Below are 22,690 nucleotides of genomic sequence, written 5' to 3' on the forward strand. Positions count from 1 at the left end.
GAGAACCTGCTATGAGCAATAAACAAATCAGAATCGGCATCGATGTCGGAGGAACCTTCACAGATGCCGTTGCGATAGATAATGAGACCTTTGAGGTGCTGTCCAAGGTCAAAATGCCCACCACGCACCACGATAAACGCGGAGTCGCCAGCGGGATTGTCCAGATCATCCAGCGGATCATGAGCGAGAACGGGATTCTTCCCGGCGATATCAAGTTCATCGCCCACGGGACGACGCAGGCTACTAATGCACTGCTGGAAGGCGATGTTGCCCGTGTAGGCATCGTGGGGATGGGTACGGGGCTGGATGCCCGCAGTGCCCGCTCAGAGACCAATGTAGCGGATATTGAATTGGCTGCGGGCAAGTATCTTACTACGTATCACAAGTTCATTGACTCCCGGGAACTTACAGCGGAAGCCATTGACGATGCGATTGACCAGCTGCTGGCCCAGGGCGCAGAGGTCATTGTAGCCTCGGAAGCTTACAGTGTCGATGATCCGGCCAATGAGCTGAGAGTGATGGAAGCGGCACGCAGCCGGGGAGTGTACGCCACCGGCGGACATGAGATCTCCCAGCTCTACGGGCTGAAGACGCGGACCCGCACAGCGGTGGTCAATGCGAGCCTGATCCCGAAGATGATGGAGACGGCCAATATGACCGAGCAGGCGGTCCAAGAAGCGGGAATTACCTCACAGCTCATGATCATGCGCTGCGACGGCGGGGTCATGAGCATCGACGAGGTGCGCAAGCGCCCGATCCTGACGATGCTGTCGGGGCTGGCGGCCGGCGTGGCCGGTGCCCTGATGTATGAGAAGATATCGGACGGCATTTTCTTCGAGGTCGGCGGCACCAGCGTAGATATTTCCGTGATCAAGAACGGTAAGGTCATGATTGAGAACGCCCAGGTCGGCGGACACAAGACCTATCTGCGCTCGCTGGATGTGCGGACGCTGGCCGTTGCCGGAGGCAGCATGATCCAGATCGGCGGGGGCAAGATCACGGATGTCGGCCCGCGCAGTGCGCATATTGCGGGACTGGAATACGAGTGCTTCACCGGCAAGGAGAACCTGGAGCAGCCTGCGATCGGTCTCGTCAGACCGCGCGAAGGAGACCCGGATTATGTCACGGTTCGTAGTAGGGGAGGACAGGAATATGCGCTGACCCTGGCGGGAGCGGCGAATCTGCTGAACCATGTGCCGGAGACGGATTATGCGCGCGGGAATATGGAGAGCACCCGGATGGCCTGGCAGACGCTGGGTGCCCATCTGGGGATGTCTGCGGAAGAGGCGGCCAGGGCAGCGATGGATATTGCCATCCGTAAGGTGATGGCGGTGGTGAATCAGATGATCAGCGATTATGAGCTGGACACCGGATTCATTACGCTGGTAGGCGGCGGAGGCAGCGGTGCAGTTCTGGTCCCGGCCATGGCTGCGAAGGAAGGCTTCAAGCACCAGATTGCGAACAATGCGCCGTATATCTCCACGATTGGCGTCGGGATGGCGATGGTCCGCGAGCAGATCGAGAAGACGGTCGTGGGTGCCACCGAGCATGATATTAAGCTGATCCGGGCAGAGATTATGGAGAGAATCGTCCAGTCCGGGGCGAACGAATCCACGGTCGATGTCACAATCGAGATCGACTCCCAGCGCAATATTCTGCGTGCAATCGCCACCGGCTCCACGGAGCTGCGCTCGAAGGATCTGGCCAGCCGCGCGGTGCCGGTGAATGAGCTGATGCAGACGGCGGCGGATGCGCTGGGCCAGCCTGCGGAGCAGACGGAGCTGAAGGCAGCCTCCGGCAGATGGTATCTGTTCGAGGCCAGCGAGATCAAGAAGTCGATGTTCGGCCTGGTGAAGAAGAAGCTCAGCCATGTGAGCGTGCTCGACCGTGAGGGGGTGGTGCGCTTCAAGAAGACGAATGCGTATCACCTGGCTTTTCTGAAGAAGAATATGGCTGACCGGTTCGCCTCGTTCCTGGAGGAGAATACGATCTATTCGGATGCAAATGCCACGATCCCGAAGACCTTTGTTTTCTATAAGGAAAAAATGCTCGATTTGACCGGGATGCAGACCAAGGAGCAGCTGTTCTCCATTCTTGAGGTGGAGACAGGGTTGCTCGAGGACAACAGCGAGCTGCTCGCTGTCGTCTACCAGTAGGAGGTGCAGAGGATGATGAAGACAGATGCACGTACACTGCCGGATGATCATGTACTGGGGTATGCCGAACTGAAGAACGACCTGCTGTTCCACCGGATCCCGAGCGGTAAACTTCGTTATTATGTAGAGCGTCCGCTGGCCATCGGGAAGGAGCAGGCTCTGGCGTTCAAAGCCCGCTATGGCACGGATGTCGGAGCCATCTGCAGGGACAGGGGCATCCAGGTGAACCTCAATGAACGGAAAGGCACCATCGGGCAGATCCGCTTCCGCGCCCAGATTGAGCTGTCGGCCAAGGAACGTGTCATTACACTGTACCGGTCCTCCATGGAGGAACTGCGGCAATGTGCCGGTGTGCTGCTTCCCGGCCGTTCCTTCAGCTTCAGGGAGGTTACCGACATTCATCTCGCCCATGAGCTGTTCCATGATCTGGAGTTCACGGAGCTGGGATACACCAATAAGCGGCTGGATGACATCAGCAGCCTCTCCCTAGGGCCGCTGCGCATCCGGGCGGGCGTAACGAAGACCTCGGAGATCGCTGCGCATGCGTTCAGCCGTTATCTGCTGGACCTGCCCTGCTTGCCGAATCTGCTGGATTACGCGTATATGATTCACAGCGGGACACTGACAGCCGCCGAATTCTGGAGGCAGACAGAGGTCTGGTCGGGCGAGCTTGAGAATAGCTGAGCCGGAATCTCTGAGCCTGGGCAGGGCATGGCGGATAGCTCTGACTTCCATCCCGGATTATGCTATGTTGATGTAGAACCAGAGTTCGGGGAGGCTGTCCGCATGTTACGCATGTTATCCGGTAAAAGATTCAACCGATCCGCTTATGTGCCGCTGCGCACGAAGTTTATCATTTTATTCTGCTTGCTGATCACCATTCCGTTCCTGGTCATCGGCACCATCAGCTATAAGAAATATATTGCCGGAGTAGAACGCAGCACGGTAGAACTGTCCAATCAGGTCGTCAGCCAGATTAATATTAATCTGGAGCATTATATTAAGGAGCTGGACCGTCTGACGCTTGCGCCGCTGTATGATGAGGATATGATGCAGATTCTCCGCAAGCACAGGGGGCCGGGTTCGGGCGGCACCTATCTGAGCACGGATGAGACGCTGAAGATGAACCTGTTTATCTCTTCGCTGGCTTTTGACCGGGGGGAAATCGAGAGCATCCTGGTGTTCACCAATGACGGCGGAATCTTCAGTAATCTGGACCAGAGTGTGAGGAAGCGGTGGGACCGCAGCATGGCAGAGTGGATGGAGACCGTAGAGCAGGCGGACGGTGGCCTTGCCATTCTTCCGCCGCACAGCGCAGCTTACTACACAGAGGCGAAGCAGGGGATCATCTCCGTAGCCAGAGTCATCCGTGAACCGTACACCCATGCCATGCTGGGGATTGTCAAGGTAGATCTGATGCCCCGGGGCTTCGGATCAATTGTCTCGACGGTACGCTCAAGCGGGAGCGGCCTGCTGCAGATTACTGGCAAGGATCAGGTGGTTCTGTACTCCGGGGCCGGCAAGCTTCCCGATTCACGCGAATCTTATATTACTGCCTCTGCGGAATCACCGTACACAGGACTTAAGGTCACCTCGCTGATGCCCCGGGCGCAGCTTCGGGAGGATGCCCGTGAGCTGACAAACTCTACACTGATTGTCTCCATAGTGGCCCTTATGGCGGCTTACGTAGCAGCCATACTGCTGTCGAGCCGCCTGATTAAGCCCATTGCCCATCTTCAGTCGAAGATGAGGCAGGTGAAGCGGGGGCTGTTCCTCGAACGCGCGACGGTCACCACCAGCGATGAAATCGGGCAGCTGACCGAAGGATTCAACACGATGATCGGCGAGATTGACCGTCTGGTCAAGGAGGTCTATGAGACACGGCTGAAGGAGCGGGAGGCAGAGCTGCTGGCGCTGCAGAGCCAGATTCATCCGCATTTTCTGTACAACACGCTGGAGATGGTGAACATGCTGGCACTTCAGGGCAATACCCGGGAGCTCTCCGGTGTGGTAACCAGTCTCGGCAAGCTGTTGCGTTATACCGTAGGCCACCGGGAACAGATGGTGTATGTGCTGGATGAGGTGAAATTCGTGGAAGCCTATCTGCGCATTCAAGGCATGCGTCTGGGAGACAAGCTGGAGGCCGTGATCCATATTGATTCTTCCTTTGATTCCTGTGTGGTGCCGAAGCTGATTCTGCAGCCGCTGATCGAGAATGTCATTGAGCATGCCATGGGACCGGACAAGCTGTGCCTTACCTTGACCGCCTCTGTAGAAGAAGAGGATCTGATTCTGTCGGTTAGGGATAATGGCCTCGGCATCACCCGCGCACGGATGCTGGAGCTTGAAGAACAGCTATATAGCCGTCAGCCCCGGGCCGCAGCCGATGCGGAGCAAGGAGGCTTTGGCCGGATACTCAAGGGGTTCGCGCTGCGAAATGTCCATCAGCGGCTGCGGCTTCTCTACGGGGAGCCTTACGGTCTGACACTGGATAATACGGCAGAGCAGGGCGTAACGGTCTCGCTGCGCCTGCCGATGAACTGGGAGGCGATGAATGATGCCGGACCCGCAGGGGACAGGCAAGGAGGAGAGGAATCATGCGGATTAGGCTGTTAGCGCTTATCGCTGCGGTATTGCTGGCTGGGGGCTGTTCTTCGGATGCCGGAAACGGCGCGCCCGGCGGGTTAGCCGGGGAGGGAGAAGTGGAGAGCGGGACGGCTGCTGTGCAGGCACCCCTGAAGCTGAAGTTCAGTATCTGGGGCAATGATGCGCAGAAGGCGATGGTGGAGGAGCTTATAGCTGAATTTGAACAGCTTCATTCCGGGATCGAGGTCGAGATTATGATGATTCCCTTTGCGGATTATCAGCAGAAGCTGTCAATCATGCTGGCCTCCCGCACCGCGCCGGATGCCGGCTGGCTGGCGGAGCGGATGATCCCGCAGCTGCTTGAATCAGGCCAACTGGCTGATATTGCCGCAGCGGTTCAGGATGACTCTGACTACCGGTATGCGGATATTTATCCGTCTACCCTTGATATTTTTAAGCGGGGAGACCAGTTATACGGCATCCCGTTCTCCACGCCCCCGGTGCTGATTTATTACAATAAGGATCTGTTCCAGGCCCGTGGACTGAAGACGCCAACGGAGCTGTATGAGGAAGGACAGTGGAACTACGATGAATTCCTCAAGGCGGCGCGAAGCCTTACCGACCCGCAGCGCGGCATCTACGGCGTGAAGCTGGTCCGCGATTGGAACAACTGGTCGGACGCACTGCTGCCGCTGTTCTGGTCGCATGGAGCGGAGCTGTTCGACAGCGGCGGAGCATCATTTGCACTCAATTCTCCCGCAGGGAAGGAAGCGCTCCAGCTCTACAGTGACATGATGTTCAAGAGCAAGGTGCACCCGCTGCCCGGGGATGAGATTGCCTTCGACAGCGGCCGGATTGGAATGTATACGGACCGTTACAGCTATACTTCCAAGGCCCGCGCGGTTACCGATTTTGCCTGGGACATCGCTCCGATGCCGTCAGGTATTAAGGGGACAGGGACCTCCCTCGGTTATGCGGGAGTATCTGTTTTCGAGACCAGTCATCCGGCAGAGGCTGCAGAATTCCTCAAGTTCATCACCAGTGCAGAGTCTATGAGCATCACCGCGCAATATTTTGTCCCGTCACGCAAGTCTGTTCTGGAATCCGATGTCTTCCTGCGGGCAGCATCCAAGCCTTCACCGGAGAGCATCCAGCGGGCGGTGCTCGATCAGATCGCCACGGCGCGGATCGCGCCAGGACATAAGAACTGGCAGCAGATTGATACGAAGATCCAGCTGCTCATGGACGGTCTCTACACGCAAACGTCCACCGTTGACGAGTTGCTCGGGCAAATGGAACAGGAAGTTACCCCGCTTATGAAATAAGCGGGGTGTTCCTCTGTAATTGTGTTCACCTGCTGAGTCATTTTGCTGAACTGTACATTGAGTCGTCCCCTGAGCCATCTGCTGACCGTCCGCTGACCAACCGCTGACCATCCGCTGAACTGTACATTGAGCCATCCCCTGCTGATTTGGAAGTGGAGGCGGCAGCGCAATTACAATTCCTGCACATAATGCAACATTGCCTTTCATTAAGGGGCCATAATCAGAAAATGTTGCACAAAAAGCAGGAATACTCCGCATTTAAGTAACTTCACGTTAAGATTCCTGCATTTCCTGCAACAATTCTCCCGCACACCCCAGTATGCAAAATCCAGAAATTGCGATTTACGGTTCCACTCGTAGACCTCATACTCCGGATGCAGATCATCCAGATTGCCAAACAGCGGCCACCAGACATTACGCAGCAGCAGCTTCTCTGCATACGGATGCCCCCGTGACAGCCGGCCTCTGCGCTCTCCTGTTCTGATCGACAAATGATGGTCCAAGAGCAGCTGATGCGCTTTTTCAAAATCCATTTCCATTCCCTCCATCTCTCCTTTACGCAAAAAAAGAACGCCCCTCTGCCAGCGATGGCTTGGGACGTTCTTCGTCTGAGTTAATTATACGCTGACACCTGGACGGGAGGCAATAAATGGTTTATCGATGTCCGTAGATTAACCGTTTGTTTGTAATCTATAGCAGCCGCCAAGAGGATATTTCACCGCAGATCGTTTATACTGAGTTTACATATATAACGTAATTTAGTATCTGCACACGCAAGTGCAGAGATGGAGGTTTGTCCGATTGGAATTATTTGAGTATATTTTGTTGATGCTGGCAGCCGTGTCACTGTCTAATCTGGTGAACCGGTTTATCCCCTCGCTCTCCGTGCCGATCATTCAGATCGCGCTGGGTATGGCCTTGACCTGGCTGCCCCTGCATTTCGAGCTGGAGTTGAACCCGGAGCTGTTCCTGCTATTATTCATTGCTCCCTTGCTGTTCAATGACGGCAGGCTTGCCGATAAAGTGGCCTTATGGAAGCTGAAAAAGCCGATATTGCTGCTGGCGCTGGGGCTGGTTTTTCTAACGGTAGGGGTGCTGGGATATTTCCTGCACTGGCTGTTGCCGGTATTGCCCCTGGCGGCTGCGTTTGCGCTGGCTGCGGCACTGGCCCCTACGGATGCGATTGCTGTAGGCGCTTTGGAACAAAAAGTAAAAATCCCCCATCAGACGATGCAAATTCTCGAAGGAGAATCTTTGATTAACGACGCGTCGGGTCTGGTGTCCTTTCAATTTGCAGTCGCAGCTATGGTTACAGGCGCCTTCTCTTTCAAAACGGCCAGTCTGAGCTTTATTGGCATCTCGCTAGGCGGTGTGGTGCTGGGTCTTGTGCTCACGCTCATTAAATACGGGATCGTGCGGTGGCTGCGCAGGCTCGGGATGGAGAATGTCACGCTACATATGCTGATTGAGATTCTGACACCCTTTGCAATTTTCATGGCCGCTGAGGAGCTGGGAGTCAATGGCATTCTGGCAGTGGTCAGTGCAGGGATCGCCCATTCCTTCGGGTACAAGCAGATGAATCCTGAAGTAGCCAAGCTGAGTATCGTGTCCAAAAGCACCTGGTCCGTCATTATCTTCGTCCTGAACGGCCTGGTCTTTCTGTTGCTCGGTACCCAGCTGCCGGAGATTATTCAGACCGTCTGGAACAACCCGGATATAGGGAATGTCCAGGTTATCCTGTATACCCTGCTATTAACCGCTGCTGTCCTCGGTCTGAGGCTGATCTGGATGCTAGTCATGGATATTCCCGAAGGGGAGGAGCCGCGCGGACCCTGGAAGCTGGAATTCAAAAAGGCGCTCATTCTTACACTGTCGGGGGTTCGAGGTACGATTACCCTGGCGAGTACGATGTCACTGCCGTTTTTCCTGGATGACGGCTCCTACTTTCCGGCGAGAGACCTGATTATTTTCCTGGCGGCGGGTGTCATTCTGTGGACCCTGCTGGCGTCTAACTTTCTGCTGCCGCTGCTGCTTGGCTCAGATCATGAAGCAGAGCACAATGCCGAGGAGGCCGAGGCCAAAATCGAAATTCTGCGCAGTGTGGTTGCGGGCTTAAATGAGCAGGCTACAGATCAGTCCCGCCTCGCCCTGAATCATCTAACCGGGATCTATAACGCAAGAATCCGTCTGCTGAAGAAGAATGAAGACGCTGAGGAAATGGAACGGAAGCTTGGGGTGACAGCACTCAAGTGGCAGCGGGAATACACTATGCTTGCGCTCAAGCAGCACGAAGTGAACCCGTATACGGCATACCGCTATCTGAACCGCCTGAACCGGCAGCTGTTCATATACACCCGTGATCCGCAGTACAAGAATGATCTGATTCCGTTCAAAAGCTGGGAAGAAATCACAGGTGTCATTCAGCAGGTCCGCTTAAGCGCGCAGGAGCGGCGTGAGGAATCAAACCGGCTGCAGGCCGGGATTTTCGCTTATGTTCTTGAGCGGCTGAGAGAACTGCAGACTACGGGGGAGATGGAGCCTGAAGTAATCAGCTCCCTGATTCTGCGCTATGAGCGGGGAAGAATGCGGTTAACCCGTCCAGAGTCCATCTCCTCCACGAAACGGGAGTTCGAAGAATCGCTGCAGGAATTGTCGAGAGCAGGCATTCAGCTCGAACGTGACCACATTCAGCTGATGTTCGAGGCCGGACGGATCTCCAGAGCTAGCATGAAGGAAATGAAACGTGATATTCTGTTCATGGAGCATGATCTGCGGGAAGAAATGGGCTGAATGCCATCTACAAGGAGCTGAATTTTAACATGAACAATAAAGTAGTAGCGGGTACTTGCGCGGTTATTGCAGCGCTGGGAATTTACCTGTACGCGGGAAGTGGGGGGACGAAGACAACGGAGGTTGCTACAACTCCGGGCAGCAGTCAGGATATCAAGCAAATGGTGGCTGACTTCAGCTCACGCACCTTGACCGCGGAGTCCGCTTCGATTACCTCGACCCAGCTGATCGTGGACAGCGGCGGTTCTAACGAAGCAGTCTATGGGCTGCCGGAGGATGAGTTCTTCCTGTCGGTTGCCCCTTATGTGCAGAATACACATCCCTGTGCCACCCACAGCCTGACCGGCTGCCAGGGAGAGATGGCCGGCCAATCCTTCGGGGTAACAATCGAAGATGCGGACGGTAAGGAGATCATGAACGAGACCGTCAAGTCCCAGCCGAACGGCTTCATCGACCTATGGCTGCCGCGTGATCAGAACTATAAGATGACCATTACTCATGAAGGTAAGCAGGCCCAGTCTGAGATTTCCACTTTTGAGAGTGATGATACCTGCCTGACTACTATGCAATTAAGTTAAAAGTATAGCAATCCTGATTCTGTCTGTACCATCTCGTTTGTAAGAAGAATAATAAAAATATTGAATGAGTTGGGGCCGTATCTGTATACGGCTCCTTTTTTGATGTTCTTTGATATACATAAATCAAGCGGAGAATCCGATATTCGGTGTAAAAGGAAAATATATATAATCTCGGGGGAGATAAGTTGAGTGAGCGGATGATTATTAGGATTAAAGGACTAGCGCAGGTTGCAGTGGTGGGTATAATTCATTTGCTGATTATTAGCTTTTTGAATTTAAAAAAGGGTGCGTGGGAGGAAGTAGGGGGTCTGCAAATTGCATTGACATATTGCGCTCCGGTTTTTTTGTTGTATGCAACTTGTGTAAGGTCTTTGAAAACGAAGAAGATCAGGTATAATCTGGTTTGGCTATTGACCAGTCTGCTTCCCAGTGCGGCCATACTTTTTAAAATAAAAGAAATTACAGGTGCGGAGCCGAGCGAACCTGTATTTATAGAATTCCATTTTGAACAGGGGTATTTGGAATTGATGTTTTTCTTCCCCATTATCTATTCAGTTATCCAGTTACTCCTTTGGGCCTCAATGTGGTTTATGATATTATCCATAGAATAATCATTTTGCCTCATACAATGTTAGCAAGGAGAAAAGAGAATGGGGAAATTCATAAAGCTAATATACCAAGCCGTTCTTTATATGTTAGCAGCAATTGCAGTACATCTGATTTTAATCTATTTTCTTGAGATAAGAATTGAGGGATGGGCAACAGGAATAATAATATTACTTTGCAAAACCTACTTCCTGCCCTTATGTATGTGTTTTATTAATTCTTTATTGTTTATTAGGGCTAATAAGAGAGAGGAGCAAATCACCTGGTTTTTATTTACGGTCATTCCAAGCAGTTTACTCTTATTTCTTTTCGTGGAATTGCAAGGTATTGAACCCAGAGGCTATGCTGTAGTTTCCTTTGAGCTTTTCCGAAAATATCAGTTTGAAATGCTTTATTTGTTTCCGCTGGGTATATTAATAATCCAATTTCTTATGACTTTATATTATTTAATCAGTGTAAGGGTATGGAAAAGAAATTAATCGTTACATAACGATTAGAAGTTCTGTTAACGTTCCATTCACACTACTCTGATAATCTCTAGAAGTGTTAGGGAGATTGACCCTAACCTTAAATATAGAAGATGATGCGGAGGGTAATCATGTTAACACCTAAGAAAAAATGGCGGGACGCTGCTCTGGCAATATTGGCTGTGATGGGATTAAGTGCGAGCCTTATATTTCCCGGGAAACATGCCAGTGCGGAGACAGGGCAAGCCGCTTCACCGGGTTCCCGGATTGAAGCGCCTGCCAATCTTGAGGATACGGCAAGTCTGACAGCCTTCGTGGATGGAATGATGGAAGAGTATATGAACCGGCTGCAAATTCCGGGAGCGGTGATCTCCATCGTTAAGGATGGCAAAATCATTCTGGGCAAGGGGTATGGCAGTTCCAATCTGGAGCAAGCGGCTCCGGTTGACCCTGCAACCAGCATGTTCCGAATCGCTTCAACGACCAAGCTGTTCACCTGGACAGCAGTGATGCAACTGGTGGAACAGGGCAAGATTGATCTGGACACGGACATTAATACCTACCTGAAATCCGTGAAGATTCCTGCTACTTATCCTGAACCCATCACCATGCGTCATTTGATGACCCATACAGCAGGCTTTGAAGAGGGCGGAGTCGGTTATCAGATCGTCACTGATCCTGCCCGATTGCCCGGTTCCATCTCGGAGACACTCAATAAACATATGCTGGCACGGATCAGACCGCCAGGTGAGATGAGTGCTTATTCTAATTATGGAGCAACGCTTGCAGGTATGATCGTGGAGGATGTCAGCGGTATTCCTTATAATGATTATATTCAGAAGTATATCTTCGATCCGCTGGACATGAAGCATTCAACGGTCGTGGAGCCTTTGCCGGAGTCATTCATCCCTAACCAGGTGGTAGGGTATAATAGCGGGAACGGCAGCTTTATTCCGGGCACACCTACCTTCGAGGGCGGATTTCGTCCTGCCGGTTCGGGTACTGTATCTGCAATAGACATGGCACATTTCATGATCGCGCATCTGCAGAACGGGAAATATGGCACCGGGCAGATTCTGAAGCCTGAGACGGCTGCATTGATGCATTCAACGGCATTCCAGCTCGATAAGCGCCTGCCGGGAGTGGCTCTCGGATTCGCAGAGAAGCGGGTGAACGGGGTGAGAATAATCTCTCATGGCGGCTCCGATCCCATGTTTAATACCGAATTGTATCTCGCACCTGCCAAGCAACTGGGGATTTTTTTATCCTACAATGGCGGTCAAGGCAGCGAAGCTGCGACCCATCTGGTCCAGGCCTTGTTCAACAAGTACTATCCCGCTCCTGAAGTGAAGCAGCCGGAGTTCTCCGCTTCTGCGGAATCCGTACAGAAATATGCCGGCTCCTATCAATTTACACGCCGCAACATAAGTGATATTGACAAGTTCTTTAACTTTTTTGCCCAGCTGAATGTTACGATTGTGGATAACAAGATATCCTTGGGAAGCGGTAGTGAACAACAGCTGTACAGAGCAGTCGCTCCTAACCTGTTCCAGCTGGAGGAAGGGACCGACCAGATCGGCTTCCTGAGGGATGAGTCCGGCGCAGTGACACATATGCTCCTGGACATGGCTCCGGAGATGCCGCTGGAGCGTACGCCGCTTTTGGATCAGAGTAAGTTTTGGCTTATCCTGCTTGGTGTCTTGGGATTCATTTTCCTCACGGCATTGCCCGGACCTATCTTCTTCAGACGCAGGTTCAAGGCGATGACGCTCCCGGAAAAGCGGGCCGTCCGATTATCTGCGGGAACTGCCGTTTGGGCGCTGTTGTCTTTTATTACTCTGTTTATGGTTATTATGTCCATGGACATTATGCAGAAGCTCAGCAGTATCAGCCCTTTACTGTCTGTCAGCTTGGTTATGCCAATCATTATGGCGGGCTTGACCTTAGCAATGCTGGTCTCAGCTATACTGGTATGGAAAAATAAATATTGGACCGCCCTCAGGCGGGTGCATTACACCTTAGTGATGCTGTCGGCTGCCCAACTGACGTTCTTCTTCTACTATTGGAATCTGCTCGGCTGGCAGTTTGGATAACGCTTAAGAGAGAAGGATGATCGTGGCTACTATACTGATCGCGGATGATGATGACAATATCCGGAAGCTGATGTCTCTATATCTGCGCAAAGAAGGGTTCGACCTCGAAGAAGCAGGGGATGGCACCAAGGCGATGTCCATCATTGAGAACTCGCATGTCGATCTTGTGATTCTGGATATTATGATGCCGGGACTGAACGGCTGGGAGCTGTGCCGGGAAATCCGGCGTACGGATGCCAACCTGCCCCTTCTCATGGTGACAGCCAAAGCGGAATCGGCCCACAAAGTGAAAGGATTTCAGCTCGGAACGGACGATTATCTGACCAAGCCCTTTGATCCGGTTGAGCTGGTCATGCGGGTAAAAGCACTGCTCAAACGCTCACTGGTTGTCACTTCCCAGTCCGTACAGCTTGGCAATGTGGTGCTTAACCGCCGGACTTTTCAGGTTACACGCGGTGGAATGCCGGTCACGTTACCTTTGAAGGAATTTGATCTTCTGTTTTTGCTGGTCAGCCACCCCAGGCAGATCTTCACCAGAGAACAGCTGATCCAGCAAATCTGGGGTTTGAATTATGAAGGGGACGGCCGGACTGTGGATGTGCATGTCAGCCGGCTGAGAGAGAAGTTCAGCGGCAATGGCGAGGGTTTTCATATCGAAACTGCCCGCGGTCTGGGCTACCGCCTGATCCCTGAGTCATGATCAAGACACTGTATGTTCGGGTCATTCTCACATTTCTCGGCATTATTGTCTTTAGTCTGATCTGTTCCTTTTTCATCGGCTTGTATGTATTTCAGAAGCAAATAAGCTATGAGGGACAGAACGAGATGATTACAGTGGGCAGGGAGATCATTCACCGCTATGATGATGCCAGGCCTGAAGATACGGATGAGTTCCTGAATAGTATGGTTAAGGTATCGGCGCATCCTATCCATTTGTACGACCAGTCGGGGGAACATACTTTCTATGGGCTCGCGGATAGTCCGGCTGTTACCATCAGTCCCGGGGCTGTCCGGCAAGTGTTGCAGGGGAAGGTCTATCGTTCTTCCACGGAAGATAATGATACGTTCATTGGAATGCCCTTTATGCTCAAGGGGGAGTGGCGTGCGATGTTCCTGCAGTACTCAGCCGAGAACGAACATATCGTCAACCGTCTGGTACTCTTTGTTCTGCTGCTCGTGCTGTTGCTGGGAAGTGCAAGCATTCTTATTGCTGCCAGATACCTGGTGGAGCCGATTAAGGCTTTGACGAATGCCACCCGAAGACTGGCCAAGGGTGACTTTGAGGTAGATCTTAAGATGAACCGTGTAGACGAGATCGGAGAGCTGACACAGAGCTATGTGGAGATGGCGGGAGAACTGAAGCAGCTGGAGCAGATGAGGCAGGATTTCGTCTCTAATGTCTCCCATGAAATCCAGACACCGCTTACCTCCATTTCGGGATTTGCCAAGGCGCTGCAGAACAATGATTTGATTGCGGAAGAGGAGCGTAAGGACTATCTGGATATCATCATTGCGGAGAGTGGACGTCTGTCACGGCTGAGTGATAATCTGCTGAAGCTGGCTTCCCTGGATTCCGAGCATCACCCCTTCTCGGCAGTCTCCTTCCGGCTTGATGAGCAGATTAGAACCATCGTGGTGACCTGTGAGCCGCAATGGTCAGCCCGAAGCATCGTTATCGATCTGGAGCTGCCGGAAGCGGTCTATATCATTGGCGATGAAGATCAGCTGAAGCAGGTGTGGATGAATCTGCTGGGCAACAGCATCAAGTTCACGCCTGAAGGCGGAAAGATCCGCATCCGTATAGACCACAGTGCAGCAGAAGTTGCGGTCACGATCAGCGATAATGGCATCGGGATCTCCCCGGAAGAGTGGGGTGCCGTATTCCAAAGATTCTATACGATAGACAAGTCGCGGAATGGAAGTAATAACGGGAACGGCCTGGGACTGGCAATTGTCTCAAAAATCGTCTCCCTGCATCAGGGCAGTATTGAGCTGGACGGTGCGGCAAAAGAGGGAACAACGATTATCGTCAGGTTGCCCGCACGCCAGCCATAATGAAATCCTTGAACTGCCGGTCCGCTGCCCGGTCTTCCTCCGTAACGGAAGCGCCCCGCTGATGAGACAGAATTACGGATTTTTGTAAATACATGAAATACAGGTGGGTGGACTTCTGCAGAAGATCCAGCCACTTTTTTTGATACTCTGGAGCCACCGCTGCTGTCTCAAGGTTGATGTACCGGGAATACCAGACCTCCATAGCTCTCTTGAAATCAGGCAGCTCCGCCGGATCCTTGGACAGGGTGCTATAATACACTCCAAAAATAGCATCATAATAGATCAGTGCCTCGTGATGATCTTTTAATGCCAGATATTGATCCAGAATCTTCTCCAGGGAGGGAACAGGCCGGGCAAAATCAAAATCAAACAGCAGCCTGCCAAACATCCGTTCCAGATTATCTACATAGAGCTTAGCGGCTAAATCTTCCTTGTTCTTATAATGAAGGTACAACGTGCGGCGGGAGACACCGGCTTGTCCGGCGATCTGTGCCATATCCGTCCGTTCGATCCCCTGAGTACAGAATAGGCCCAGCGCGGCCTCCTTAATGAGCTCTTTGGTCATTTGCATTTGCTTTTCACGTAAATTCAATGATCTTCTCTCCTATCTTCCTGCGAAAATACCGCTGCTGCAAAAGCTACTCCTGAGCAGGTGCTGTTGTCCCCAAGAACTCGCTGCCTACCGAATAGCGCTTCTGCTGATTGACCGCATCCCCCAGCCACTTCACAAGCTTCACACCATCCTGTTCCGCCTGATAGAAGGTCTCCCGGGTGGAAAAAGTGTGCGGGGTTGTCCCGTTCTCAGCGTTCAGCCCGTAATCCGTCAGATAGTAATAATAATTAGGAACCGTTGCAGCTAGAGCAGCTACTGATTGCCGCATTTCCTCTGACCACTCCTTAATGAGTTTCTGGTCCCGTGGCCCGTTGTAATCGTTAATCTTGTTCTGAAAGTGGATTAGGATCTCATCATATACCGAGTAGGCTTGTAAAAGCACCGTACCTGCAGGCAGCAGCCGGCCATTCGCGCGAAAAGCAGCCCCGATGATATCTGCCTCCGGCGCATACCCGAAGGTTGCAGTGAAATCCGAGTCCCATTCCTGCTTCATCACCTGCGGCCACTTGTCTGACTTCAGGAAGGAGCTGTCTGCATATTGGAAAATCTCAGAATCCCGGTAATGTGAAGCAATCTCGGGCGCCCAGAAGGCGGACCCGAATCCGCCGGCGCTCTCGCCTGCAATCAGCAGCTTATCTGGCTTAGCCACGTTCGCATAGATCCAGTCAAGGCTGCTGCGCACATTAGTACGCCCGTTATACCGCATGGTGAAGGTGCTCCCGTCCTCACGCGAATACGTAGCGGCGCGGTTACCAATGTGGAAGTCACCTGTTGAATAAGGGAGGTAGACCACATTCCAGCCGTGAAACGGATTATCCGGGTTGTCTGTATCCATCATCCCGCCCAGCAAAGTCAGCATATAGAACGGAATGTCAGCGAAATAGTTGCCTGTATCTCCGCCTTTAATAAAGTTCATGAGCTTAATAGGATGTGCAGCGCTCCGGGCATCCCAGCTGACCCCGCCGCCGGAAAAGAAGATGATCCAGTTGTTGCTCTCACCGGTCTTAGTCCAAATGAAATACTCCGATCCATCACTGGAAAGAATATTCCCGCCCAGCTTCACCTTATTCCACTCGTAAGGCTTCGCTTCTGCGATTACGGGGGTAGTGGTCACCGGCCGCTGGATTACGAAGGCGTAGACCGCAACAATGGCTATGACAACAACGCTCAACAATCCAATACCTGTAAATATCGTGATTTTCTTCATTCTGCTCATCTCATCGCCCCTTTACTAGAAGTATACGTCTAGTTAACTGATTGCACAAGGTGTATACTTAAATCTGATGAGACAAGCTGAAAATAAGCTTTTGGCGGACTGTTAAATCTATGATTATCAATATAAAAGCTTTAATTTAGATATTCCAAATATAGTATTTTATGATAGTATTATCTACAGTTCTGTCGGCCGATAGATCAATACTCCAAGAGGGATTTGAAAAAGTGAAAAAAATGAAATTGAAATCGCTGTCAATTCTGTTTAGTTCGATAATCTCCGCTTCTCTATTTGCAGGCAGCGTATACGCCGCTTCTGGAGCCCGTATTCATGACGTAACCTCCCAAGTACAACAGGGCAGCTATCTGTGCTGGGCGGCTGTATCCAGCATGGCTGGACAATATCTGGGGAAATCCAGCGCCACCCAGCAAAATATAGTGAAGGCTGCAAAGGGCATATACATGGACACGGCCGGGACGGTCTACGATGCCCAGGCAGGACTTGCCGCCTATGGCGTAAGCTCATCTGCATCACTAAGTGTGCCGTCGTACAATAGTTTAGTCAGCAATATAGATACTTACTCCAATGTTCTTGCGTTCACGAGCAAGGCTGGCTCGAGTATTGGCCATGCCTTTGTAGTTAAAGGGTATTACTACAACACCACTAACAATATTCAGAACTTATATTATATTGATCCGGCAGATGGTTCGAGCAACGTTCAAGGCTATTCTACGTTCAAGAGCAATTCCACTTATAAGTGGGTTAATACAGTAAACAATATTAATTGAAATTAATGATCTAATACAAACAACAATTGGAGGGCTTTTTTTGAAAATTCGTGCGTTGCTATTAACCGCTGTCCTGGCTCTATCACTGGCTGGAAATGCGGCATATGCCGATTCTGGTCTTGAGAAGGCTGGGGCAGAGATCAAAGGGGCCATTGAGCAGGAATATAAAGAGTATTATGCGGATAGCCTTGAAGCCCAGAAGGATAACTTTCATGGTACGGGCAAAACAAGCTTTCATGAGGCCACTCTGGGGGAAGGAATCCCCTATTACCAGTTGAATGTCCATGACAACTCCATTTCACATGAAATGGCAGGTTATAAATTTCCTCTTTATCTGGAAGAGGCCCAGGTTGGAGTGATCGAAGCTACACTGGAGTCAGGGGCATGGACCATCTATAACATCAGTAATCATAATGATTTTGACAACACCGTGAAGCGGCTGGAAGCAGAGTATGCCGGAAAGGGCACTGTAGAGCTTATTGACGACAAACGCTACGAGCTGGATTATCTCTATATAAACAATGAGGTTAACGAGACCTATATTGATTTAACGAATGAGCAGAATATCAGTCCTTCAGAGGTTAGGGATGCGGTTAGCGAATCGGCAGATGCCTTGAATTCTATGAACCGCAATTCCAATGAAGGGGCAATCCTGGTGGGTGGTGGCCATCATGCCGCTTCTTCTGACGGAGGGCATAACTCTTTTATTACAGCTATCGTCCTGTTCGGACTATCTCTTGTCTTTGCTGTCCCGCTTGTAATCTCCGCTGTCCAGAGAAGAAGAGCCTCAGACGTATTGCAATGAGATTGGGACGAAACGAATGAACCGGCTCATAGGATTATTCCTAATGCTTAGCCTGGCACTGCTGGCCATAATGGGATGCAGCAACAAGGGGGGCGCCGCCGAAGGTGAGACTGACGAGCAAATCGCCGCCAGATATGTTGAGACTCTTGGTTACAGGATCGTTGACCCTGCAGGAGAAGTTGCCCAATACACATTGGATCAGACCATGTTTGAGAATCTGGATTACATGCAGCTCTGGTCGGTGCAGAAGCAAGAACCTGATGCCTATTTCGGCAAAAAGATCATAACTTACCGATTCCTCGTAGAGAATCATCCCCTGGAACAGCAATATCCCCCGGACGAATACAGGATTGCCGTAAATGTCATGCTTGCAGATCATGAGGTCATAGGCGGAACCTCGGGTCCGCTAAGCATAATCAAGAATCTCATCGTGGCCGGCGGAGAGTACTCCATCGAAGGGAAGACGCTGAAGGAGATCAAAGGGCTGGATTATTCGCAGTGGCTGGAGCATTGGAAGGAGAGCTATGGGACTGAAGTGAAGTGAAGATAGTAAAAAGGATGTTAATGTATTAACGAGTTCCACCTCAGCAATCTCTTGAACTGTATAGAAATCATTTGATTGAAAAGCTTTACTCAAGGCCGGAGTGAATTTAATATGGCGGTTTTTATGACTTCCTTGTTTAAATTACGATATAATTATCCCTAAGATTACCAATGGAATGATAAGAATTTGGAGGGATTGTATGACACTATCCAAATGCCTCAAGCTTCCAATGATATTGTTATTTGTCTTGATCTTATGTACAGCCTGCCAAAGTCATAAGGAGCCAGGAACGAGCGGCTATATTTCGTTAAATGAATTAGAGAGCTTAGCGGACAAGGGAGCCGCACTGAATTGGAGCGATTTTGACAAGTATCCGTATGAGGATATCGGTTCAGGAGTGTATATCAGAAAGTACGAGATCGAAGGGGAAGGACAGTTGTTAGTTAGGGGGAAAAGCCTGGAAAAACCGCCTGAGCAAATTTCTATTGTGGATCAAAAGGGTGAGGAGCAGGATGTTCTGCTATGTGTTAATCCGATATGACTCATGCGGAGGTACATTTCACGGAAACTACGGATTATCTATCGTGCTGATGACATTCATCATAAGACTTGCGATCATGCCGCTCATTCTCTATTACTGTAATCGCCTCTGACGTTAGGATCTCCGCTTTCAGTTTCAAGTTCGATCCTTATTTAATTAACCATTCTCAGTTTAATAAATTCCCTCAATCGCTTGAACAGCCAGCCTCAAAGCCTTAATTCTCCGCTCCAAAAGCGTTCTCTGTGGACTGCCCGCCCTTGACTTGGCATAACTGTTCTCCACTGAAGGGGTTAAACCAGTGAGAACCTTGCCGGCCTCTGCTAAATCTTCAGGTGTATATGAATGAGGCTTTTGATTCCAGACATTTTCCAGAACCGCTAAACCGATGGATACAGCATGGAGCCGTTTGGTTACCAGGGTAGTATTGGCGCCACTTTGAGTCATTTGGGACAAAGCGCTCTCAAGTTTTTTGACTGTGGATTGCATAGAGATTATGGATTCCAATTGATCTGCACTAGATATATTTTCCATGTACACTATCCTTTCGTTGCTTCTGAATTTATAATTCATGCCAGTTTTTATTTCATAAGCTCATCGGGATAACTCAGACTATTAACCGACTCGCTGTCGCCTACAGGGTGACCGTGGATCATTTGATCGACATCTATTTTTTGTTGTATGTTTTTCCCATTGACCTGCTTGAACGAACATTCCCAAAAGATGGACTTGCGGAGGACGTAACGTCACAGTCTACTATAGACATCATAAGAGGTCTTATTAGAGAAAAGCAAAGGAGGGTATTCGTTGGAGCTTACAATAGGGAAATTCGCCAGCGCTGTCAATACAACGATTAGGACACTTAGACATTATGAGCAACTTGAGCTGCTTGTTCCGGGTAAGCGAAATGAATTCAATCAGAAAATATATACCAGGGATGAATTGAAGAGATTCTACAATATCCAGCTGCTCAAAAGCTTGAACCTGCCTTTAGACGAAATTAAACAAAGGCTTGAAGAGCCGGAGTATTCTTTTAGCGACATGTTAGAGGTTCAAGAAGCAATGCTTCTCGATAAGAGAGATAGAATAAACGAGTCACTCGATATGATAACCAGAATCAAGAACATAAGCAATGAGAACGGTGACTTAACTACTGAAGATCTTATGTTACTTATGAATTCTATCCGGTTAGAAGAAGATCAAAGAGTGATATTAAATCAATATTTCTCTGCAAACACGGTCGATACTATAATGCCAAAAAGTAAAGCTCAACAATCCGAATTAGATAGGTTGAATAGAAGACTGTTATCTTTCTTCCGAGCAGCAATCCAAAATGAACTAACCCCCGAAAGTCACGAAGTACAGAGAGAATTAAAAGGACTGTTAGAAAGGGTACCTGTAGCTATAGATGAGCTGTCTGATTCAAATCAGTACCTGAAACAACAGCTGGACATCTATAAAAGCTTATTGCCTGTTGATGTGGTGGAGTTTGCAGGACAAGCGATCCAAGTGTTTTATAACAAGGGTAATGAATAAAGGGGTGACTTTAGGTATGAGTTCGTTAAATTCGAGACAGCATTATAAGCTATTGCTGCATATCTTGCTGGGATTAACACCGTTTTTAATATTGGGTCTGATCCTTATTGGGATTTTTAGGTGGGGAGAGATCATGCCCTTTATGGTTTCGCTGTTTGTCCCGGATGAGATCTCTTATCTTTCAGTCACCTTACTGGGCTTGATCGTCGGTACGACTATAGTATTAATTAGCATAGGTCTCATCATAAAAACAAACACAGAGCTTCCTCCATCGCAAGGTGCGGAAATGATCAATAAATTATTGAAGACTCCAAGCGGTATTGCCGTTAGTTCACTGGGGGGAAGCTTTTTTGAAGAGTTTTTCTTCAGGGGTGTATTAATAGGGTTGTTTATTGGTTATAGCCCGATCATCGACGGGGTCGTCATTCTTATAAGCTCCTTTCTATTCTGGATCATACACGTACCGCAATATAAAGGCATTTATGTAGCCTACGCTATCGTATTTATTAATGGGCTGGTCTGTGCTTTATTGTTTTATTATACGGGTTCCTTGATTCCTGCCATCCTTGTACATGCGATTTACAATCTTGGAATAGGGATTTATTTTATAAAAAGAAGCTATTAGGTTTACCATTCATTCTCCTCTTCAAATTCCCTTTGATAACAATAAAAGGATGTTTAGTAGGGTTAGAGATTAAATAATCCATTACATAAAAGAAACACATTTATAATTTAGAGGGCAGGTGAATTAATGCGGAACCTCATATGCTCATTGCCGGAAGGAGAGTATGATCTTGAAAGAACGCTTTTTGATCCTATTCTCGAAAGGTGCTGTGCAGATTAATGAACAGGGATGAGTTATTTTCGCATGTCCAAAAATTTTCTGAAGACCAGTATTCCAATGAACATCGCTTGAATGCAAGAATACAACTGTATCAGTGTTGTGAACATAAGAAGGATTGGCATGAATGGGTATTTGAGCATTTGGGACTTACCGAGGGTCTGAAGATTGCAGAGATCGGTTGTGGGACCGGTGTGTTGTGGGAAAAAAACATGAGTAAATTACCATCCAAATCGGAAATTGTCTTGACTGATGCTTCAAGAGGAATGGTAGAGACGGCAAAAGGGAGTATCAATGATCCCCTAAATCGGTTTCACTATGAAGTCGTTGATGCTGAGAAGATGCCTTGGCCGGATCATTCATTTGAAGTTGTGATTGCGAACCACCTGCTGTACCATTTTCAGGACCACAGGAAGATTTTCTCTGAAATCAACCGCGTATTGGTTCCTAATGGAACGGCGTACGCCTCAACTGTAAGCGCGAACAATTATAGAGAACTTTTGCAGCTCATATTAGAGTTTGACGGCAGACTGTCTTTTTTTAATGAAGCCGTTAAGAACTTCAACCTGGAGAATGGCCAGGATATCCTCGGCAAATATTTTAAGGTAACAGCCCAATACGTATTGCAAAATGATATTGTCATACAATCGGCTGCGCCGCTCATTTTATATGTGGCCTCCTATTTTAGCGAAGACCAATTACATATCCTGACCGACAGGTTCAATGAGCTCTGCGATTATTTAGAAGGAACTCTTGAACGTTCGGGAGCACTGCGTATCACCAATCAAAATGTTTTATTTCAATATCAAAGAGTTTCAACAGGATAGTCAGGATCAGGAGTGTTTTTAAGCTCAGCTTCTGTTCCTACAAAAAAGCTCTGCACCGTAGGCCCCTCGATTGTACCGGAACTACTTTTAATACTCCAGATTCAGGAATGGTAAAAATGTTTCTCCCATTAGCCTGTTTGATAGCGGTAAACCCCTCTTGATTATAAATAATCTGAACCCAACCCACATAGTTGTTTGGAATAAGATAAATGTTTGGAATATAACGGACCAGAGAGATCTTATCCTCGCGAAAACGCCACTTTTTGCAGCTCAACGGACTCAGGCGACCTTAGTGTCTCTCTATGAGACGTTACGGAGCCGAAGTGCTA

21 protein-coding genes and 1 pseudogene are annotated in these 22,690 nt (G+C 49.6%); 18 read left to right on the forward strand and 4 right to left on the reverse strand.

The window, feature by feature from the left end; all coding sequences use genetic code 11:
* The first annotated feature begins 11 nt into the window (after positions 1-11).
* The 4 genes from NYE26_RS08280 to NYE26_RS08295 all read left to right on the forward strand — a co-directional run bounded on the left by NYE26_RS08280 (position 12) and on the right by NYE26_RS08295 (position 6,067).
* Positions 12-2,156, forward strand: a complete 2,145-nt coding sequence (locus tag NYE26_RS08280) for a hydantoinase/oxoprolinase family protein (RefSeq protein ID WP_339255097.1) — start codon at positions 12-14, stop codon at positions 2,154-2,156.
* A gap of 12 nt (positions 2,157-2,168) precedes the next feature.
* Positions 2,169-2,840, forward strand: a complete 672-nt coding sequence (locus NYE26_RS08285; RefSeq protein WP_339255098.1) for a hypothetical protein — start codon at positions 2,169-2,171, stop codon at positions 2,838-2,840.
* A gap of 102 nt (positions 2,841-2,942) precedes the next feature.
* The gene (locus NYE26_RS08290; protein ID WP_339255099.1) at positions 2,943-4,772 is read left to right on the forward strand and encodes a histidine kinase; all 1,830 of its coding nucleotides are present in this window, start codon (positions 2,943-2,945) and stop codon (positions 4,770-4,772) included.
* Positions 4,754-6,067 (forward strand): sugar ABC transporter substrate-binding protein, encoded by a 1,314-nt coding sequence (locus tag NYE26_RS08295; RefSeq protein WP_339255100.1) that lies wholly within the window; start codon positions 4,754-4,756, stop codon positions 6,065-6,067. Before NYE26_RS08290 ends, NYE26_RS08295 begins: the two co-directional genes overlap by 19 nt.
* 317 nt (positions 6,068-6,384) lie before the next feature.
* On the opposite strand, the pseudogene NYE26_RS08300 reads toward NYE26_RS08295, so the two are convergent.
* Positions 6,385-6,600, reverse strand: a pseudogene (locus NYE26_RS08300) (hypothetical protein); the annotation flags it as partial.
* 268 nt (positions 6,601-6,868) lie between these two features.
* Here NYE26_RS08300 and NYE26_RS08305 point away from each other — a divergent pair.
* The 7 genes from NYE26_RS08305 to NYE26_RS08335 all read left to right on the forward strand — a co-directional run bounded on the left by NYE26_RS08305 (position 6,869) and on the right by NYE26_RS08335 (position 14,656).
* A complete protein-coding gene (locus NYE26_RS08305) occupies positions 6,869-8,857 on the forward strand; it encodes a Na+/H+ antiporter (RefSeq protein ID WP_339255101.1) in 1,989 nt (662 codons plus the stop codon).
* A gap of 29 nt (positions 8,858-8,886) precedes the next feature.
* Positions 8,887-9,435, forward strand: a complete 549-nt coding sequence (locus NYE26_RS08310) for a CueP family metal-binding protein (RefSeq protein WP_339255102.1) — start codon at positions 8,887-8,889, stop codon at positions 9,433-9,435.
* Between the two features lie 185 nt (positions 9,436-9,620).
* Positions 9,621-10,046 (forward strand): hypothetical protein, encoded by a 426-nt coding sequence (locus NYE26_RS08315; RefSeq protein WP_339255103.1) that lies wholly within the window; start codon positions 9,621-9,623, stop codon positions 10,044-10,046.
* 39 nt (positions 10,047-10,085) lie between these two features.
* The gene (locus NYE26_RS08320) at positions 10,086-10,520 is read left to right on the forward strand and encodes a hypothetical protein (protein WP_339255104.1); all 435 of its coding nucleotides are present in this window, start codon (positions 10,086-10,088) and stop codon (positions 10,518-10,520) included.
* Positions 10,521-10,639: 119 nt separating this feature from the next.
* Positions 10,640-12,601 carry a serine hydrolase domain-containing protein gene (locus NYE26_RS08325; RefSeq protein WP_339255105.1) on the forward strand — a complete coding sequence of 654 codons (1,962 nt, stop codon included), beginning with the start codon at positions 10,640-10,642 and terminating at the stop codon, positions 12,599-12,601.
* A gap of 22 nt (positions 12,602-12,623) precedes the next feature.
* On the forward strand, positions 12,624-13,301 hold the full coding sequence (locus NYE26_RS08330) for a response regulator transcription factor (RefSeq protein ID WP_036721658.1): 678 nt from the start codon (positions 12,624-12,626) through the stop codon (positions 13,299-13,301).
* On the forward strand, positions 13,298-14,656 hold the full coding sequence (locus tag NYE26_RS08335; RefSeq protein WP_339255106.1) for a HAMP domain-containing sensor histidine kinase: 1,359 nt from the start codon (positions 13,298-13,300) through the stop codon (positions 14,654-14,656). Before NYE26_RS08330 ends, NYE26_RS08335 begins: the two co-directional genes overlap by 4 nt.
* Here NYE26_RS08335 and NYE26_RS08340 read toward each other — a convergent pair.
* A complete protein-coding gene (locus NYE26_RS08340) occupies positions 14,631-15,248 on the reverse strand; it encodes a TetR family transcriptional regulator (RefSeq protein WP_339255107.1) in 618 nt (205 codons plus the stop codon). The two genes, NYE26_RS08335 and NYE26_RS08340, sit on opposite strands and share 26 nt — an antisense overlap.
* Before the next feature lie 46 nt (positions 15,249-15,294).
* Positions 15,295-16,485 (reverse strand): pectin acetylesterase-family hydrolase, encoded by a 1,191-nt coding sequence (locus tag NYE26_RS08345; RefSeq protein ID WP_339255108.1) that lies wholly within the window; start codon positions 16,483-16,485, stop codon positions 15,295-15,297.
* A gap of 233 nt (positions 16,486-16,718) precedes the next feature.
* On the opposite strand from NYE26_RS08345, the gene NYE26_RS08350 reads away from it, so the two are divergent.
* The 4 genes from NYE26_RS08350 to NYE26_RS08365 all read left to right on the forward strand — a co-directional run bounded on the left by NYE26_RS08350 (position 16,719) and on the right by NYE26_RS08365 (position 19,160).
* On the forward strand, positions 16,719-17,270 hold the full coding sequence (locus NYE26_RS08350; protein ID WP_235191728.1) for a papain-like cysteine protease family protein: 552 nt from the start codon (positions 16,719-16,721) through the stop codon (positions 17,268-17,270).
* Positions 17,271-17,310: 40 nt separating this feature from the next.
* A complete protein-coding gene (locus tag NYE26_RS08355; protein ID WP_339255109.1) occupies positions 17,311-18,075 on the forward strand; it encodes a hypothetical protein in 765 nt (254 codons plus the stop codon).
* 43 nt (positions 18,076-18,118) lie between these two features.
* Positions 18,119-18,619 carry a hypothetical protein gene (locus tag NYE26_RS08360; RefSeq protein ID WP_209872585.1) on the forward strand — a complete coding sequence of 167 codons (501 nt, stop codon included), beginning with the start codon at positions 18,119-18,121 and terminating at the stop codon, positions 18,617-18,619.
* A gap of 199 nt (positions 18,620-18,818) precedes the next feature.
* A complete protein-coding gene (locus tag NYE26_RS08365) occupies positions 18,819-19,160 on the forward strand; it encodes a hypothetical protein (RefSeq protein ID WP_339255110.1) in 342 nt (113 codons plus the stop codon).
* Positions 19,161-19,331: 171 nt separating this feature from the next.
* On the opposite strand, the gene NYE26_RS08370 is transcribed toward NYE26_RS08365, so the two are convergent.
* Positions 19,332-19,691 carry a hypothetical protein gene (locus NYE26_RS08370; RefSeq protein ID WP_339255111.1) on the reverse strand — a complete coding sequence of 120 codons (360 nt, stop codon included), beginning with the start codon at positions 19,689-19,691 and terminating at the stop codon, positions 19,332-19,334.
* A 273-nt stretch (positions 19,692-19,964) separates the two neighbouring features.
* Here NYE26_RS08370 and NYE26_RS08375 point away from each other — a divergent pair, with 273 nt between their 5' ends.
* From NYE26_RS08375 to NYE26_RS08385, 3 genes are all read left to right on the forward strand, one after another.
* Positions 19,965-20,693 carry a MerR family transcriptional regulator gene (locus tag NYE26_RS08375; protein WP_339255112.1) on the forward strand — a complete coding sequence of 243 codons (729 nt, stop codon included), beginning with the start codon at positions 19,965-19,967 and terminating at the stop codon, positions 20,691-20,693.
* Complete coding sequence (locus NYE26_RS08380) at positions 20,686-21,318, forward strand: CPBP family intramembrane glutamic endopeptidase (protein ID WP_339255113.1); 633 nt, start codon at positions 20,686-20,688, stop codon at positions 21,316-21,318. The genes NYE26_RS08375 and NYE26_RS08380 overlap by 8 nt, the downstream gene beginning before the upstream one ends.
* A gap of 218 nt (positions 21,319-21,536) precedes the next feature.
* Positions 21,537-22,361 (forward strand): class I SAM-dependent methyltransferase, encoded by an 825-nt coding sequence (locus tag NYE26_RS08385; protein WP_339255114.1) that lies wholly within the window; start codon positions 21,537-21,539, stop codon positions 22,359-22,361.
* Positions 22,362-22,690 lie beyond the last annotated feature (329 nt).

Origin of the sequence: Paenibacillus sp. FSL P2-0136, assembly GCF_037975325.1 — a bacterium.
GTDB lineage: Bacteria > Bacillota > Bacilli > Paenibacillales > Paenibacillaceae > Paenibacillus_AQ > Paenibacillus_AQ silagei.

What these genes read in the sequence shown, in the direction of transcription:
- NYE26_RS08280 (WP_339255097.1), top strand. Translation starts at nt 12, where the DNA reads ATGAGCAATAAACAAATCAGAATCGGCATCGATGTCGGAGGAACCTTC.
- NYE26_RS08285 (WP_339255098.1), top strand. Translation starts at nt 2,169, where the DNA reads ATGATGAAGACAGATGCACGTACACTGCCGGATGATCATGTACTGGGG.
- NYE26_RS08290 (WP_339255099.1), top strand. Translation starts at nt 2,943, where the DNA reads ATGTTACGCATGTTATCCGGTAAAAGATTCAACCGATCCGCTTATGTG.
- NYE26_RS08295 (WP_339255100.1), top strand. Translation starts at nt 4,754, where the DNA reads ATGCGGATTAGGCTGTTAGCGCTTATCGCTGCGGTATTGCTGGCTGGG.
- NYE26_RS08310 (WP_339255102.1), top strand. Translation starts at nt 8,887, where the DNA reads ATGAACAATAAAGTAGTAGCGGGTACTTGCGCGGTTATTGCAGCGCTG.
- NYE26_RS08320 (WP_339255104.1), top strand. Translation starts at nt 10,086, where the DNA reads ATGGGGAAATTCATAAAGCTAATATACCAAGCCGTTCTTTATATGTTA.
- NYE26_RS08325 (WP_339255105.1), top strand. Translation starts at nt 10,640, where the DNA reads ATGTTAACACCTAAGAAAAAATGGCGGGACGCTGCTCTGGCAATATTG.
- NYE26_RS08335 (WP_339255106.1), top strand. Translation starts at nt 13,298, where the DNA reads ATGATCAAGACACTGTATGTTCGGGTCATTCTCACATTTCTCGGCATT.
- NYE26_RS08345 (WP_339255108.1), bottom strand. Translation starts at nt 16,485, where the DNA reads ATGAGCAGAATGAAGAAAATCACGATATTTACAGGTATTGGATTGTTG.
- NYE26_RS08350 (WP_235191728.1), top strand. Translation starts at nt 16,719, where the DNA reads ATGAAATTGAAATCGCTGTCAATTCTGTTTAGTTCGATAATCTCCGCT.
- NYE26_RS08360 (WP_209872585.1), top strand. Translation starts at nt 18,119, where the DNA reads ATGCTTAGCCTGGCACTGCTGGCCATAATGGGATGCAGCAACAAGGGG.
- NYE26_RS08365 (WP_339255110.1), top strand. Translation starts at nt 18,819, where the DNA reads ATGACACTATCCAAATGCCTCAAGCTTCCAATGATATTGTTATTTGTC.
- NYE26_RS08370 (WP_339255111.1), bottom strand. Translation starts at nt 19,691, where the DNA reads ATGGAAAATATATCTAGTGCAGATCAATTGGAATCCATAATCTCTATG.
- NYE26_RS08380 (WP_339255113.1), top strand. Translation starts at nt 20,686, where the DNA reads ATGAATAAAGGGGTGACTTTAGGTATGAGTTCGTTAAATTCGAGACAG.
- NYE26_RS08385 (WP_339255114.1), top strand. Translation starts at nt 21,537, where the DNA reads ATGAACAGGGATGAGTTATTTTCGCATGTCCAAAAATTTTCTGAAGAC.